The organism is Variovorax sp. W1I1, assembly GCF_030815625.1.
GTDB lineage: Bacteria > Pseudomonadota > Gammaproteobacteria > Burkholderiales > Burkholderiaceae_C > Variovorax > Variovorax paradoxus_C.
This window is the reverse complement of record NZ_JAUSWZ010000001.1, coordinates 947679-962485: the sequence shown is the minus strand read 5'-3', so window position 1 is coordinate 962485 and position 14807 is coordinate 947679. Positions and strand designations below refer to the sequence as shown.

The following is a 14807-nucleotide window of genomic DNA, read 5'->3' as shown; positions in this document are numbered from 1 at the left end:
ATGAGCCTCACCATCGCCCAACTCAACACGGCCGTGCCCGCCGAAGCCGTCGCCCTGCTCGACGGCATCTACGAGCACTCGCCCTGGATCGCGCAGCGCGCGCTGCCCGCGCGTCCCTTCCGTTCGCTCGCGCACCTGAAGCATGCGCTGGTGAAAGCACTGGCCGCATCGTCTACCGATGAACAGATTGGCCTGATCCGCGCCCACCCCGAGCTCGCGGGCAAGGCCATGGTCAGCAAGACGCTCACGGCCGAATCGACCAACGAGCAGAGCAAGGCCGGCCTCACCGATTGCACGCCCGAAGAGTTCGCCAAGATCCAGAAGCTCAACGCCGACTACAACGCGAAGTTCGGCTTCCCGTTCATCCTCGCGGTGCGCGGCCCGCGCGGCACCGGCCTCGCCAAGCGCGAGATCATCGACACCTTCGAGCGCCGGCTTTTCAACCACCCTGAATTCGAACTCGGCGAAGCGCTGCGCAACATCCACCGCATCGCCGAGATCCGCCTCGACGACAAGTTCGCCGCCGACATCACGCTCGGCAACGACGTGTGGGACTGGCAGGAACAGCTCTCGGTGCACACCGACCCCGGCTATGCCGAGAAGGGCCAGCTCACCGTCACGTATCTGACCGACGCGCACCGCGCCTGCGCCGCGCAGATCAGCGCGCTGATGCGCGACGTGGGCTTCGACTCGGTGCACATCGATGCGGTCGGCAACGTGGTCGGCCGCTACGAAGGTGCAACGCCCGACGCGAAGACCCTGCTCACCGGTTCGCACTACGACACCGTGCGCAACGGCGGCAAGTACGACGGGCGCCTGGGCATCTTCGTGCCGATCGCCTGCGTGCGCGAACTCGCGCGGCAAGGCAAGCGCCTGCCCTTCGCCTTCGAAGTCGTCGGCTTCGCGGAAGAAGAAGGCCAGCGCTACAAGGCGACCTTCCTCGGCTCGGGCGCGCTCATCGGCCATTTCGATGCGCGCTGGCTCGACCAGAAGGATGCCGACGGCATCACCATGCGCGAGGCCATGCAGCACGCGGGCCTGAAGCCGGAAGATATTCCGAAGATCCAGCGCGACCCGGCGCGCTACCTCGGCTTCGTCGAGGTGCACATCGAACAGGGCCCGGTGCTCACCGAGCTCGACCTGCCGCTGGGCATCGTCACCGCCATCAACGGCGGCGTGCGCTTCGTGGGCGAAGTGATCGGCACGGCCAGCCACGCGGGCACGACGCCGATGGACCGCCGCCGCGACGCCGCCGCAGCGGTCGCCGAACTCATCCTCTACACCGAGCAGCGCGCCGCGAAAGACGGCGACTCGGTCGGCACCGTCGGCATGCTCGAAGTGCCCAGCGGCTCCATCAACGTGGTGCCGGGCCGCTGCAAGTTCAGTCTGGACATGCGTGCGCCGAACAACGCGCAACGCGATGCGCTCACCGACGACGTGCTAGCCGAACTCAAGGCCATCTGCGAACGCCGCGGCGTGCGCTACGAGATCGAGGAAAGCATGCGCGCCTCCGCCGCGCCGAGCGCGCCCGACTGGCAGCAACGCTGGGAGAAGGCGGTCGATGCGCTGGGCATTCCGCTGTTCCGCATGCCCAGCGGCGCCGGCCACGACGCGATGAAGCTGCACGAGGTGATGCCCCAGGCCATGCTCTTCGTGCGCGGCATCAACTCGGGCATCAGCCACAACCCGCTCGAATCGAGCACCAACGACGACATCCAGCTCGCGGTGCAGGCCTTCCAGAACCTGCTGAACGACCTCGCAGCTGAATGAGGCCCCCCCCGTTGCAGCTCACTGCGTGTAGCCGCTTCCCCCTCAAGGGGGCAACACCGGTGGCCCGGCAAAGCCGGTTCCACGGTGTTTCCCGAAAAGATTTCGCAGCGAACGAAGTGCGATCCGAAATTGAATTAGCTATCTGAAGAGGCCTTCTATGACCGACTACGCCAAGCTCGACGCCTGGATCGACGCCCACTTCGACGAGGAAGTGAAGTTCCTGCAGGAACTCGTGCGCGTGCCCACCGACACGCCTCCGGGCAACAACGCGCCGCACGCCGAGCGCACCGCCGAGCTGCTGAAGGACTTCGGCCTCGATGCCGAGAAGCACGCCGTGCCCGCGCAGGAAGTGAAGGACTACGGCCTCGAATCGATCACTAACCTGATCGTGCGCCGGAAGTACGGCAACGACGGCCTGACGGTCGCGCTCAATGCCCACGGCGATGTGGTGCCTCCCGGCGAAGGCTGGACGCATGACCCCTACGGCGGCGAGATCGCCGACGGCAGCCTCTACGGCCGCGCCGCCGCGGTGAGCAAGAGCGACTTCGCGAGCTTCACTTTCGCGCTGCGTGCGCTCGAAGCGGTCGCCAAGCCGGCCAAGGGCAGCGTCGAGCTGCACTTCACCTACGACGAGGAATTCGGCGGCATCCTCGGCCCGGGCTGGCTGCTCGAGAAGGGCCTGACCAAGCCCGACCTGATGATTGCGGCCGGCTTCAGCTACGAAGTCGTCACCGCGCACAACGGGTGCCTCCAGATGGAAGTGACGGTGCACGGCAAGATGGCGCACGCCGCCATCCCGACCACCGGCGTCGATGCGCTGCAAGGCGCGGTGAAGATCCTGAACGCGCTCTACGCGCAGAACACGCTCTACCAGCAGGTGACGTCGAAGGTCGAGGGCATCACGCACCCGTACCTGAACGTGGGCCGCATCGAAGGCGGCACCAACACCAACGTCGTGCCCGGCAAGGTCATGTTCAAGCTCGACCGCCGCATGATCCCCGAGGAGAACCCGGTCGAAGTCGAGGCGACGATCCGCAAGGTGATCGCCGATGCGGCCGCTGAAAGCGCCGGCATCACGGTCGATATCAAGCGCCTGCTGCTGGCCAACTCGATGAAGCCGCTCGCGGGCAACAAGCCGCTGGTCGATGCGATCCAGAAGCACGGCGGCGAGCTGTTCGGCGAGCCGATCAAGGCCATGGGCACGCCGCTCTACACCGACGTGCGCCTGTATGGCGAGGCCGGCATTCCCGGCGTGATCTACGGCGCCGGCCCGCGCACGGTGCTCGAATCGCACGCCAAGCGCAGCGACGAGCGCGTGGTGCTCGAAGACCTCCGCCGCGCCACCAAGGTGATTGCGCGCACGCTGAGCGACCTGCTGGCCTGAGGCCGGCCCTCGGCGGGGCTCAGTGGGCGGCTTTCAGCCGCTCGAGCTCGGCCTCCTCCTCGCGCAGCTTGCCCTCGCGCTGCGCGATCTTGTCCGCGCGGCCCTTGTGCTTGGCCTCTTGCAGCTCGCGCTGTCGCTCGGCCACCTTGCGCTCCTGGGCCTTCACCCGCTTGCGGTGCTCGGCCTGCAGCCGCTCCTCGCTGCAGTTGCGCTGGTTGGCGCTCAACGCCCGCTCCAGCCCACGCACCCGCTGCGCTTGGCCCTCGGCCTTTGCCGCGTCGATGTCGCGCTCGATGGCTTCGCGCTTGGCGTTGCAGCTTTCGCTGGTGATCGGCTGCGCGGCCGCGCTCAGGGAGAGCGTCGCGATGATGGTTGCGGCAAGAACCGAGGAAAGAAGATGTCGCACGTGTCGTCCTTGTCCGGCGGGTGACGTCGGCCGGTGATTCACTGTAGCGAGCGTTCCCGCGGAAGGGACTTCGGCCTTTCCCGCTCAAACCTTTCACTTCAGTTTCATCGCCGCGTCACGACAGGATTCCAGACTCGGGGTTCTCTTGAAACCCTGGAGCGACGGCCAGCCTTTGCTGGCCGTCGCCGTGTCTGCCGTCATGAAATCCCATCCTCTTTCCTCCCGCTCCCCCGCCGCCCGCTTCTCCACCTTCGCACTCGCCGCGGCCGCGCTGACCGCTTGCGGCGGCGGCTCCGGCGGGGGCAACCCGTTCGCGGGGCTGCCCATCGTTCCGGCGGCGCCGGCGCCCGCACCGGCCCCTGCTGCATCGCCACCTCCCGCGCCGCCGGCGCCGCCCTCGGAGCCCACCGGCCGCTGGACCGTCGGCGACCTGCACGTCCACACGATCCAGTCGGACGACACGCAGCAGATCTCCACGCTCGACCAGGTGCTCGCCAAGGCCTTCGACCGCTTCGGCCTCGACTGGGCCGCGATCTCCGACCACCTGCGCCTGTCTTCCTACGACAACGACGGCAACAAGCTGGCCAAGCAGATTCCCTTCTCCGAAGGCATGGCGAAGTACCAGGTGCCGCGCATCAAGGCGCTGCAGGCAGGTGGCAAGTACGCCGACAAGACGATCTTCGCGTCGTTCGAGTGGGACATGGCCACGCACGACCATGGCAACGTGGGCATCCTCACCGACAACCCGATGTCCGATGCCGCGCTCAAGGCCGCGAACCAGTTCGAATACCTGTTCACCAACCGCGACCCCGCGCTGTTCCCGGCCGACGACGTGACGGCATGGAACGCGAAGGACGCGCGCGCCTTCTCCACGCACGCCGACGTGCTCGCGGCCATCGCCTGGCTCAAGAAGAACTATCCGGACACGAGCTACCTGCAGATCAACCATCCCTCGCGCAACCCGGGCAAGTACACGGCCGCGCAACTGCGCGAGATGAACGACACCGCGCCGAACATCGTGTTCTCGCTCGAAGGCATGGTCGGCAACCAGATGGAGCCCGACCGCGGCGGCTACAACAGCGCCTACACGCCGGCCAACCTGCCTTCGCGCACCTATGGCGGCGTGGACTTCCTCGTCGCCAGGCTCGGCGGCACCTGGGACGCACTGCTGTCCGAGGGCCGCCACATCTGGAACGTGGCGGATTCGGACTACCACTTCACCATCTCGCAGGGCCAGTACAGCAGCGGCTATGCGCCGGGCGAATACGCGAAGAACCACCTCTGGGGCGACATCAAGGACCCGAAATCGCTGCTCTCGGCCTTTCGCGCGGGCAAGCTCTTCGCGGTGAACGGCGGCCTGATCGATGCGCTCGACTTCAAGGTGCAGAGCGCCAAGGCCACGGGCGAGATGGGCGCCGAAGTGCCGGCCGTGCCGGGCGAAGACCTGAAGATCACCATCCGCTTCAAGAGCCCCGAGCGCAACAACTACGAGTTCCAGCTGGGCAGCGGCGTGTTCGCCAACGTGAAGCCGGTGGTCGATCACGTCGACCTCATCGCAGGCGACGTGACCGGCCGCGAAACCCCGGGCACGCCGGGCTATGCGCGCGACACCAATCCATCGACCCGCGTGGTCAAGCGCTTCACGCGCAGCGACTGGAAGCTCGATGCCGACGGCTACTTCTCGGTGAGCTACACGGTCAAGGCCGGCAGCAACCAGTACTTCCGCCTGCGCGGCACCAACCTCGGCACCGACGTGCCCAACGAAACCGCGGGCGGCGAACCGCTGTTCGATGCGCAGACAAGCGGCGCGGACAACGTGGCGCGCTTCAACGCCATCAACGCGCGCAACTACAGCGACCTGTGGTTCTATTCGAACCCGGTGTTCGTGAAGGTCGCGGCGCAGTAGTTTTTGCCCGGCACGAAGTGCCATGTCCCTCGCCGGGGCATGGCGCTTCTTTCAAGGCCGCTTCAACGCGCCGCCTCGTCGGCAGCCACGAAGCGGCGCTCGCGCATCCACTTCGTCATGACCCATTTGTCACCCCGCGTCACCGGTGCGCTCGCGTGCAGGGAGCGCGCATCGACGCGGCCGTTGCCATCGCAGTACTCGAAGTAGCAGGCGTTGCCGCGTATCGGCGACACCCCCAGGCCGAGCTGCGGAAAGACGGTCTGGCCGCCTTCCGGCGCGTCGTTCAGGTAGGTCACGAGGGTGCTCACGCGCTGGCCGCTTCGCGCGATGGATTCGCGGTTGGCGGCGTTGGTGGGCGCGAGGTAGTCGTGGTGCGGTTCGCTGCCCGCGCCGGTGGGGTAGTACAGCAGCTGCAGCCCCTCGCCGTTTTCCAGCGGAAGGTTCATCAGCGCCGAAAGGCGCAGGTCGAGACGGGCGACGAGGTCGTTCTCACCGAGGCGGAAGAACATGCCCCAGCTCGCGCGTTTGTCGCTCACCACGTCGCGGCCGCTCCTCGGATCGACCAGCGTGGAAGGTTTCAGGCGCGGCTTCGCCATCTCGATGAGGGCCTTGCATTCGTCGGCATCCACGACGTTGCCCAGCGCCGCAAAGACCGGGTCTTCGCCGCGCGAATGCACGACGATCTCGCGATCGACTGCGAGGATTCGCGTGCCCGGCGCGAGCCGCGCCACGGGCTCGGACGGCACCTCGTCCGGCAGTTCGATGGCGTCGGCCGGCATCGGCCCTCCGCGCTGGCGCGCGTCGAGGTAGGCCGCGACGATGCCTTGCGCGGCCCGCTCGTTCATGCCCTGCTTTCGCATCGTGGCCACCAGCGCCTGCGGCATCTGGCCGGCATTGAGGTTGTGCGTGAGCCAGCGGCCCAGGTCGGGCGAGAAACGGACGACGGTGCTCATGCGCGTTGCCGAATCAGACCGGCCCCGTCTCGGCGACCCAGCCCTTGTCGCCGCGCGTGAAGCCCTGGCGCAGTTGCAGCTTGCCGCCCGCGCCGTTGGCGATGCGCGCGACCATCGGGAACACGCGCTGCGCGTCGGCGTCCTGCATCCACGGCGCGGTGTCGATCTGGTAGGTGTAGCTCACCACTGCCATCGGATGCTGCGCGTTGGAGGCGTCGACCTTGACGTCGACGATCTGCTCGCGCTTGAGATGCGCCACGCAGAAATCGTTGGTAGGTTGTTGCTGTTCGGCGCCTTTCGCTGCGGACGCATGCGGCTTGTAGAACTTGCGGCCCGCGTCGGTCAGCTCGAATCGCTTGACGGCGCCATCCGGGTTCTCGGAGCTCTTCGGCACGGCGACGATGGTGCTGTGCACCAGGCCCAGTTGCTCCATCACCGGGAACTGGATCGCATGGCGGGCACCGGCGCCCGCCTCGGCTTCGGTCAGGTCGATCGGCCAGTCGGCCATCGCGAGGCAGATGTCGCCGCGCTGGGCCAGGTAGTCGTCCAGCGGCGCCGCGAGGTTCTCGGCAGTGGGTGCATTGGCATCGTGGCTGGTGCTGCATGCGGCCAGCGCAGCAACCAAGGCGATGCTCGCCAGGGTCATGGCGTGGCGGCTCGGGCGAATGGAACGGAAATTCATGCGAAGTCTTGTTGTGGTTTGACGGGGGCGTGTCGTGGATTCGGTCAATGCGCATCGAGCTCGTCGGCAACCCAGCCGCGCTGCGTCAGATGAACGCCCAGGCGCATCTGCATCGTTCCTTCGCGCTGGATGGCACGCGCCAGCAGCGGAAAGGCCTGCTGCGCCTCGGGCGTTGCCGCCCAGGGTTCGAGCGCGATGCGGTAGGTGAAGAGCAGCGAGGTCGCGGTGCGGCCGTCGCGCGTTTGCGGCGGGTCCCAGCCGACGAGGCGGTCCAGGCTCAGCGTGGCCGCGCAGAAGTCGGCCGGGTGCGTGATGTTCTCGGTCGTGGTGCGGATCACCACGGGCACCTGCAGGTAGGACTTGCGGCCCGCATCGGTCAGCGCGTATTCGCGGGCCGGCACGGCCGCAGCCGTGTCCTTGGGGGTAACGGCAACGACATCCTTGCCTGTCACCAGCCCCAGCTTCTCGAGCACGGGCATCTGCTGTGCATCGGGTTCGCGCGATCCGGCCGCCACGGTGATCGGCCACTCGTATTTGGCGAGGCACACATGGCCGCGCTGCGCGAGGTAGTCGTTGGTCGTCGCGGTGAAGTTTTCCTGGTTCGGCATGCGCGCCGCTTCGTTGTCGCAACCGGCGAGCGAGACCAGGACTACCAGCAGGGACAACGCACCGCCGATGCACCGAGAAACGGCGTTTGTATTCGTCTTCACTTCACGCACCTGCCGCTGGCCGATGGCGCGGAGGAAGGCTGGTAGCCGTCGCTCAGCGTGCCCAGGAAGCAGACCAGGTCGGCGACCTGCTGCGGCGTCATGACCGGGGTGGAGCCGGGCGCGCGCGGCTTCGTGCCGCTGGCGAGCGTCTTCTCGCCGCCCTCGCCGGTGCCCATCGGCACTTCCTCGTCGACGTTGCCTTGCTGCACTGGCGGCAGGTCGTTGTACTTGTCGACCGTCGCACCCGGTACGGCGGTGGGCTGGAGCGCCCAGACCGGGTTGGCCTGCGGCTTGCCGGTGCCGTCGCCATGCGATGGATACCAGTACTCGGGATTGGTGTCGCGCGTGTTGTAGAAGTTGACGACCTGCTCCAGCGAATGCAGCACGCCGTTGTGAAAGAAGGCCCCGCGCGTCGCCGCGTTGCGCAGCACCGGCACCTTGAACATGCCGCAGTACGGATGCGCTTTGCCCGGGGCTGGCATGTAGTCGGTGCGGAAGGGGCCGCACAGGCCCATGTCGAAATACGCCGGGTCGTCGTTCGCCGGAATCGGGTCCGGGTTGTTCGGGATCGACCGGTCGTTGCGCGGCGCGCCCAGGGCTTGATAAGTGAAGTCCGTCATCAGGCCGCTGTTGCCGTTGAAGTTCGCGCCCGTGTAGTGGCAGCCCGAGCAGTTGGTGACGCCGGTGCTGTGGAACAGCACCTCGCCGCGCCGCTCGGCCGGCGTCAGCACGCCGCCGATCTTGTTGAAGACATAGAGGTCGTACTTGCTGCTGTACGGATGAAAGCTCAGGTCCTCGGTCTCCAGCGCCTGGATCGCGGTGCCCAGGGCGTCGAAGGCGGCATCGGTGTTGTCGAACACGTTGGCGCCGAAGGTCTGCTTGAAGAGGCCCGCATAGGCGCCGTTCTGCACCGCCTTCACGACCGCCTCCTTCGAGCTGTTGTTCATCTCGAGCGGGTTGAGCAGCGGCATCCCGGCCTGTGTCGCCAGCGTGGCCGCGCGACCATCCGCCATGAAGCCGCCACCCGGCGAGTTGGAGGTGACGCCGTCGGGGTTCGGCGCGTCTTCGCTGAAGGGCGGCGTCGATTCCTTGTAGCGCAGCGAGGGCACGGCGCGCGCGCCGGTCTTTGTGATGTCGGAACCTAGTTGCACCGAGATGCTGTTCGGCGGACCGTAGGCGTATTGCGGGTCGTGGCAGCTCGCGCACGACATGTTCTTTCCGCGCGAGAGGTTCTTGTCGAAGAAGGCCAGTTGCCCGACTTGCGCCTGGGCACTCAGCACCTGTTTGCGGGGAGCGGGGGCGGTCGCCACCGCATTGCCGTTGCCGTTGCATGCCGTCAAAGCCAACAGCGCTACCGAGAGCGCCATGACGAGCGGGACCATCTTGTCCGTTGCCAGATTCATCAAAAGGGAAATCGCTTCAAGCTTGTGCCGCGGAGGGTGCGGAGGCAAGACGTCTCGCGTCCCGCCTCCGCGCCCTCCGCGGCTTTTCTGTCGTCGGTCTTCGGTTGACTTACTTCGTCGCCCAGACGCTGGTCTGGCTCGCGTCAGCACCGACTTGCGGCGTGATCTGGCCTTGCACCTCGTTCGTGTCCGGGTTCTTCACGCCGACGATGTCGTTCGCGTACAGCTTCTGCTTGTAGTTGGCCGGGATCACGTAGGCATGGTTGATCGGCCGCACCGAGTCGAAGTGCGTGTCCGCGCTGTTCTGGTACTCAGGCAGCGCCAGGATGTTGGCGGTGATGAACGCTTCCGAATATTTGGCGCGGTTCAGGTACGTCGCATCGACAGCCGGGTCGGCGATCTGGAACATGTCCTGCAGCGTGCGCACGAACGAGAAGTGGCTGTAGGCGTCGCTGTCGGCAACCTTCTTCTTCGCCGTGCCCACGTCCTGCTGGTTCGTGAGGATGCCGAAGATCGAATTGCCGTGGCCGAAGTTGCCCCCCGCGTAGTTGGCTGGCGGCGTGGTGGCGACGGCCTTGCCGCTCGCGTCCACGGTCACCGGCGCGGCGCCGGAATTCGGGCCGCCCGCGTTCCAGCCGCAGCACGAGCCGTTGCTGCCGCCTTCGCCTTCGTCGAACATCACCACGATCGCCACGCGCTTGTGCGGGTTCTTCCACAGCGCCGAGTTCTGGATTGCCTTGACCGTCATGCCCAGGTAGATGTCGGCACGCTTGATGTTGGGGCCCTGGCCGTCGTTGCCGCCTTGGCAGCTCGAGTCGCTGCCCACGCCGTGCATGTCGTCGCACTGGTCCGGCACGATGAAGTTGATGTTGCCCACATCGCCCGCGGCCAGGTCCTTGCTGAACTGGTCATACACCCAGCCGCCCGGCACCTGGTAGGCCCCGGTCTTGAGCCAGTCCGCTTCCTGGTACTGCGTGCCGAAGATGGTGCGGTTCGTGGCCACGAACTCGGGCAGGTTGCGTGCGTCCTGGAAGGCGATCGACGGACCGTGCTTGACCTTGTAGAGGCCGTTGACCACCGCGAAGTTGGACGTGCCGACGAGGGCGGGAATGGCCGAGCCGTCCAGGTTGGTCACGCCCTTCAGGCGGCTCGTGTCGTAAGTGGCGACCACGTTGGTGTCGCCAATGCTGTCGCCGCGCACATCCTGGCCGGGGTTCATCGATTCGCTGTAGGTGCGGATGGTGCGGCCCGTCCTGGACATCAGCGTGAACAGGTTGTCGCCGGGGACGTTGTGCACGGTGCCGTTGGTCGGCGTGTCGCTGCAGGTTGCGCCAGCGGTTCCGCTCCAGCCGGCGCGAGTGCCCGTCGGTGGGAGATCTTTTTGGACGGGCAGGGGTTGGCCGTCGGAGGCCGTGCCGCCGGCGAATGCGACATCCGTGATCTTGTAGTCGCCGACAGCGCCGCAGCCGAACCAGTTGTCGTCGTGAATGCCGAAGTCGTCGCCGCCGCCCAGCGCGGTGTAGTTCGGCTCGGACGGATTGCCGGTCGAGTAGTACGTGCTCAGCTGGTTGTAGTTGTTCAGGATGTGATTGATGTTCACGGCCCGCGGGTTGCCGACGATCGCATCGGTCGACTTGTTCTCTTCGATGATCACGAAGATGTTGTCGTAAGCCGGCACGCCTTCCACATCGAAGGCCGCCTGCTGCGCCTGGGCGAAGGTGATGGCCGCCTGCTTCTGCGTCGGCGCCGAGGGGGTGGCCTTGGTGCCGTCGGAGTTGGTGAGCGTCACGCCCGCGAGGCCCACGAGGCGGGGGTCGCCGCCCGCGATGGCCAGGTTGTCGGGGAACATGTCCTTGCGGTCGAGCTTGGCGGTCGCGTAGGTGTAGCGGTTGGTCAGCTCGTTGTCTTGATACAGCGCGGCGTACTGGGTGGCGCCGCCGAGGGTGTTCACGTCCGCCAGCGGGTCGCTGAACTTCGCATCGCCGAGGTTGAAGGCCGGGCCGTTCATGCGTGCGACGAGGTTGGCCTTTTCGGTCGCGTAGTCGCTGCCGTTGGCTTCCACCAGGCGCTGCGCTTCGCTCGACAGCGGGCTGATGACGATCTTGTCCGTGCCCTGGTCGGCGATCTGGGCGGCCGAGGCGCGCAGGATCAGGTGCTTGGCCACGACGGCACCGGTGGCGGTGTTCGTCGTGCCGGTGCCGATGTCGGCCACCAGTTGCCCGTTGGCGCTGGTCGTGAGCGTGAACTTGCCGCTGGCATCGGTCACGGTCGAGGTTTCGCCGCTGTCGAGCACGCCGTTGCCGTTGGCATCGACGAAGACCGTGGCCTTCTGGTAGTAGCCCGGCTTCAGCGTCGGGTTGCCGGTGGTGCTGCCCGGCACGTAGCCGCTGGCGGCGACCACGCCGCTGTAGGTCGTGCTGCTCGTGTTGCTAGGCGGAGGAACGATCGGAAAGAAGCCGCTCCCTCCGTCGCTTCCGCCGCCGCAAGCGGCGAGCACGCAGGCTGCAACCGTCGTCAATGACGAGAGCAAAACTCTTTTCTGGAAAATCATCATATATAGGGGCTGTTGGTTATCGATGGTTTTGACCGGCCTGCATGAGGCATGCGGGCATCGTGCGTTTGGAGTACGAAACGCCACATCGAGGAGCAATGTAGAAATAGCGGGTGACATCTATGTGTCAAAAGAGGATTTGGCTTTTTGCTAATTCCTGGCTAATTCAATGGGTACATTTGCGGTGCGCCAATTCGCTGCCACAGGTGTCCTGACCATGGGCTGACTTGTTAATTAGGAAAGAATTAGGGCGCTGATTGCGGTGGGTCCGGCGCGAAGCTTGCGCGTCGGGGATGGTCGCCCTTCTACAGCTGACCAGCAGGCGTGGAGCGCTTCGATTCGAGTCCTCGGCATCAGAACCAACTCGGTAAATTCCGCTTGTACATTTCCCTCGGAAATTGATGCGCACAATTACTCGGCGTAATTCAAATAACCTCCAGCGGCATATTCCTCCGGACGACCGCCTGATTCGCGGCTCGGTAGCCAAAGGAGCCTGCCTTCGCTCCATATCATTGAGATCGGCAATTAATATTTACCAATAACATTGCGATCAGTTGCCAAGCAAATTGCACGTGGGCCGGTATTGCGATTACGCGCAATTTCTTGCATGTTGGATTTCACCGATTTCTGATACGGCGATTCAATTCCTTGGGACTTCTGAACTTTAGGTATCTCAGCGAGCGAAAAAACGATTGGTGCTCCTGCGGATGCTTCCCTAGCATCGCCGTCGCCTACTCGCCGGATAAGCGAGGGGCAACGAACCCCGTGGGGTCGTGAACCCGTCCTTTCGACAAGGCTGGGTTGGCGGTCACGGGATTTGGGCAAGCCTTCAGCGCCTTCGCCGGCAAGCGGCGGCGAACGAACGGGCTGCCTTTATATGGAGACAGGAATTCACTGGTGAAGACGTACTTGAAATCGATCCGTTCGGCTTTTGCCGCGGTCATGCCGGTCGCCGCATGGGGCGGCGCGCAAGCGCAATCGGCGGGCTACCTGCTGGTTCATTGCGCCTGGACACGATCGGCAACCCGACGGGTCGCGCCGATGCCACTTTCCGTGTGACCAACTGGCCCGAAACCGCATGCAAGCCCTTGCCGATACGACGGAACTGAGCGCGCCCCGCGCGCTGGACGATCTCCTGCTCCATCGCCTGTGGCGCGCATTGCGCCCGGGCAGCAAACTGGCAACGCGCATCGTGGAGGAACGCCATGGCATCACCCACCGCGAGTGGGGATTGATCGGCATGCTTGCGCAGATCGGGGAGATCAGGCCCTCTGAACTCTCCGAGCGAATGAAGCTGGACCGCGTGCGCACCTCGCGCGCCCTGCGCGGCCTCTTCGACAAGGCGTTGGTCGAGAGGCGCCAGGACACCGACGACCGCCGCGAGGTGCACGTGCAGCTGAGCGCCGCCGGCAGGCAGCTTTACGAGGACGTGTTTCCGCGCATCGCCGATCTCAATACCGGCCTGCTCGATGGACTCGACGAGAGGCACCACGACGTGCTTCTCGAATGCCTGCGCCGCGTCGAGTTGCGCAGCCAGGAACTGAATGCACAGGACGCCGTTCCCGAGAAGGCCGACCGCCGCGCGGGCGGCACGCGCCGTCACTGGCCGAGGAACGCGAACCTCACTTGAGAGGTGCCTGACGGCAGAGGCACCCGACCGGGAGTTCCGGTCAAGTCTGTCGAAGAAATCCGCATCACCCGGCCCGATGTGCGCCGGCGAGCCAGCCAAGACACTCCGACGGCGAAACGCGCGATCCGGGCATGTCCGCGGCCCGTTCGATCCAAGCCGGAGTGCAGCAGGCCCTGGCAGTTCAGGGCGACACGAATGTAGTAACAAAGTTACAAATACCGTGAACATGGGAGTGCGGCACCCACGGGTTCGCTGAAAAATGCTGCACTGCAGTGCATCCGCCGATAAGCCGTCAGAGCTTGGCAAGGGGGTCCATCACATCCAGATCGCCCTCTTCATGCAAAACCTGTTTTCTGCCTGCCCCTGCGGCATCGACCATCTCAAGCGCATGCGCCGCAGCACGTGGATGCGACTCCTGCCGTGGCTGCGCCTTTATCGCTGCGACAACTGCGGCAAGCATCAGCTCCATTCCGAACGAGAGATCGAGGCGGCCAAGGTCAAAAGAGATACCCGGACCCGTTTCCTGAAGAGGTAGTGGCCGTCCATTGCATGGCCCCGATGCCCCCGAGCCGTTCGCGGCGAACGTCCTCAGACGACGGCGCATCGCAGCGTTCCTGCAGTGGCGCTCAAACATCCGGTCCGGTGTTGCTTGCCTGATCAATTCATCGCAGATGTCGTTAGTTGATGATGGCAAATAACCGTCTTCGTGAAAAAATGCGCAGCTGCATCGGCGCAGCCCAAGGACGCAGAGCCTGGCAGGGAGAGCGTCATGGAACCGTTCCCAACCCCCTGGATTTCATGTCTCCGTCCTTCGCCTTCCCAGGCAGCGCTTTTCATCCGGTGAATCGTCTCGCCCGACGCACGAGGACGCGCCCGTTCCCCTGGCTGCTGCTCCTGCAGTGTTGCCCCGTCCGGACCACGCCGCGGCGCTCCTCCTTGCGCCTCTTTGCCTCCCCGCAACGGCGAGACCGGACCCCGGGGTACGCGCGATGAGCAGCACGTTCACCGAGCGTCTGAAGGAACTCACGGCGGACATCGGCCGCGGCTGGCAGGCCAGCCTCGCGCGCCACTGCGGGGTCACGCGTGCAGCAATCACCAACTGGCTTTCGGGTCGAAACAAGGGCATCGAGTCGACGCACCTGTTCGCCATTGCCGACTATTTCCGGGTCAATCCGCGATGGCTGGCCACCGGTGCCGGCCCGAAGTGGGCCGAAATCCCGATGGACCTGTCGAAGAATGTGCACCCGACCGTGGGCGAGGTACTGAGCAAGTTCGAGGAAGTGGTCGCCCGGCAAGAGCAGATGAACGAGGCCGAGCGCATCGAGCTCTACATCTGGCTGGTCGGCGAGAGGCTGAGTCTCCAGAAGCCGGCCGCTTCGCAAACCGCGGCCTGAAGGCCAGACGGCCCGCGC

The 14807-nt window shown here is 65.5% G+C and carries 13 protein-coding genes; 6 read left to right on the top strand and 7 right to left on the bottom strand.

The features are described 5' to 3' along the window. Together uraD and QFZ83_RS04625 are read left to right on the top strand one after the other, a co-directional pair. A complete protein-coding gene (gene uraD, locus QFZ83_RS04630; RefSeq protein ID WP_307503177.1) occupies window positions 1–1770 on the top strand; it encodes a 2-oxo-4-hydroxy-4-carboxy-5-ureidoimidazoline decarboxylase in 1770 nt (589 codons plus the stop codon). 157 nt (window positions 1771–1927) lie between these two features. Then, window positions 1928–3154, top strand: a complete 1227-nt coding sequence (locus tag QFZ83_RS04625) for an ArgE/DapE family deacylase (RefSeq protein WP_307503174.1) — start codon at window positions 1928–1930, stop codon at window positions 3152–3154. Between the two features lie 19 nt (window positions 3155–3173). On the opposite strand, the gene QFZ83_RS04620 is transcribed toward QFZ83_RS04625, so the two are convergent. After that, window positions 3174–3560 carry a DUF1090 domain-containing protein gene (locus QFZ83_RS04620; RefSeq protein ID WP_307503171.1) on the bottom strand — a complete coding sequence of 129 codons (387 nt, stop codon included), beginning with the start codon at window positions 3558–3560 and terminating at the stop codon, window positions 3174–3176. A gap of 199 nt (window positions 3561–3759) precedes the next feature. Here QFZ83_RS04620 and QFZ83_RS04615 point away from each other — a divergent pair, with 199 nt between their 5' ends. Next, a complete protein-coding gene (locus QFZ83_RS04615; protein ID WP_307503169.1) occupies window positions 3760–5466 on the top strand; it encodes an S-layer protein in 1707 nt (568 codons plus the stop codon). 62 nt (window positions 5467–5528) lie between these two features. Here the strand turns inward: QFZ83_RS04615 and QFZ83_RS04610 are convergent, their stop codons facing one another. The 5 genes from QFZ83_RS04610 to QFZ83_RS04590 form a co-directional block, all read right to left on the bottom strand. Continuing rightward, entirely contained in the window at window positions 5529–6419 is an 891-nt protein-coding gene (locus tag QFZ83_RS04610) for a 2OG-Fe(II) oxygenase (protein ID WP_307503166.1), read from the bottom strand. A 13-nt stretch (window positions 6420–6432) separates the two neighbouring features. Further along, a complete protein-coding gene (locus tag QFZ83_RS04605) occupies window positions 6433–7065 on the bottom strand; it encodes a hypothetical protein (RefSeq protein ID WP_307503163.1) in 633 nt (210 codons plus the stop codon). 80 nt (window positions 7066–7145) lie between these two features. Beyond that, complete coding sequence (locus tag QFZ83_RS04600; RefSeq protein WP_306880697.1) at window positions 7146–7811, bottom strand: hypothetical protein; 666 nt, start codon at window positions 7809–7811, stop codon at window positions 7146–7148. Next, the gene (locus QFZ83_RS04595) at window positions 7808–9193 is read right to left on the bottom strand and encodes a cytochrome-c peroxidase (protein WP_307503160.1); all 1386 of its coding nucleotides are present in this window, start codon (window positions 9191–9193) and stop codon (window positions 7808–7810) included. The genes QFZ83_RS04600 and QFZ83_RS04595 overlap by 4 nt, the downstream gene beginning before the upstream one ends. Window positions 9194–9323: 130 nt before the next feature. Then, entirely contained in the window at window positions 9324–11768 is a 2445-nt protein-coding gene (locus QFZ83_RS04590; protein WP_373457491.1) for a phosphoesterase, read from the bottom strand. An 894-nt stretch (window positions 11769–12662) separates the two neighbouring features. Here QFZ83_RS04590 and QFZ83_RS04585 point away from each other — a divergent pair. Together QFZ83_RS04585 and QFZ83_RS04580 are read left to right on the top strand one after the other, a co-directional pair. Beyond that, window positions 12663–12824: a hypothetical protein gene (locus QFZ83_RS04585; protein WP_306880699.1), complete on the top strand. Its 162-nt coding sequence runs from the start codon at window positions 12663–12665 to the stop codon at window positions 12822–12824. A 19-nt stretch (window positions 12825–12843) separates the two neighbouring features. Further along, window positions 12844–13395, top strand: a complete 552-nt coding sequence (locus tag QFZ83_RS04580; protein WP_306880700.1) for a MarR family winged helix-turn-helix transcriptional regulator — start codon at window positions 12844–12846, stop codon at window positions 13393–13395. A 292-nt stretch (window positions 13396–13687) separates the two neighbouring features. On the opposite strand, the gene QFZ83_RS04575 is transcribed toward QFZ83_RS04580, so the two are convergent. Beyond that, the gene (locus tag QFZ83_RS04575; protein ID WP_307503158.1) at window positions 13688–13999 is read right to left on the bottom strand and encodes a hypothetical protein; all 312 of its coding nucleotides are present in this window, start codon (window positions 13997–13999) and stop codon (window positions 13688–13690) included. A 385-nt stretch (window positions 14000–14384) separates the two neighbouring features. Between QFZ83_RS04575 and QFZ83_RS04570 the strand changes: the two genes are divergently transcribed. Beyond that, a complete protein-coding gene (locus QFZ83_RS04570; protein WP_307503155.1) occupies window positions 14385–14789 on the top strand; it encodes a helix-turn-helix domain-containing protein in 405 nt (134 codons plus the stop codon). Window positions 14790–14807: the final 18 nt, after the last annotated feature.

Coding starts and splice junctions, on each gene's coding strand:
- uraD (WP_307503177.1), top strand. CDS start 1: ATGAGCCTCACCATCGCCCAACTCAACACGGCCGTGCCCGCCGAAGCC.
- QFZ83_RS04625 (WP_307503174.1), top strand. CDS start 1,928: ATGACCGACTACGCCAAGCTCGACGCCTGGATCGACGCCCACTTCGAC.
- QFZ83_RS04615 (WP_307503169.1), top strand. CDS start 3,760: ATGAAATCCCATCCTCTTTCCTCCCGCTCCCCCGCCGCCCGCTTCTCC.
- QFZ83_RS04610 (WP_307503166.1), bottom strand. CDS start 6,419: ATGAGCACCGTCGTCCGTTTCTCGCCCGACCTGGGCCGCTGGCTCACG.
- QFZ83_RS04605 (WP_307503163.1), bottom strand. CDS start 7,065: ATGACCCTGGCGAGCATCGCCTTGGTTGCTGCGCTGGCCGCATGCAGC.
- QFZ83_RS04595 (WP_307503160.1), bottom strand. CDS start 9,193: ATGGTCCCGCTCGTCATGGCGCTCTCGGTAGCGCTGTTGGCTTTGACG.
- QFZ83_RS04590 (WP_373457491.1), bottom strand. CDS start 11,768: ATGATGATTTTCCAGAAAAGAGTTTTGCTCTCGTCATTGACGACGGTT.
- QFZ83_RS04580 (WP_306880700.1), top strand. CDS start 12,844: ATGCAAGCCCTTGCCGATACGACGGAACTGAGCGCGCCCCGCGCGCTG.
- QFZ83_RS04575 (WP_307503158.1), bottom strand. CDS start 13,999: ATGCGCCGTCGTCTGAGGACGTTCGCCGCGAACGGCTCGGGGGCATCG.
- QFZ83_RS04570 (WP_307503155.1), top strand. CDS start 14,385: ATGAGCAGCACGTTCACCGAGCGTCTGAAGGAACTCACGGCGGACATC.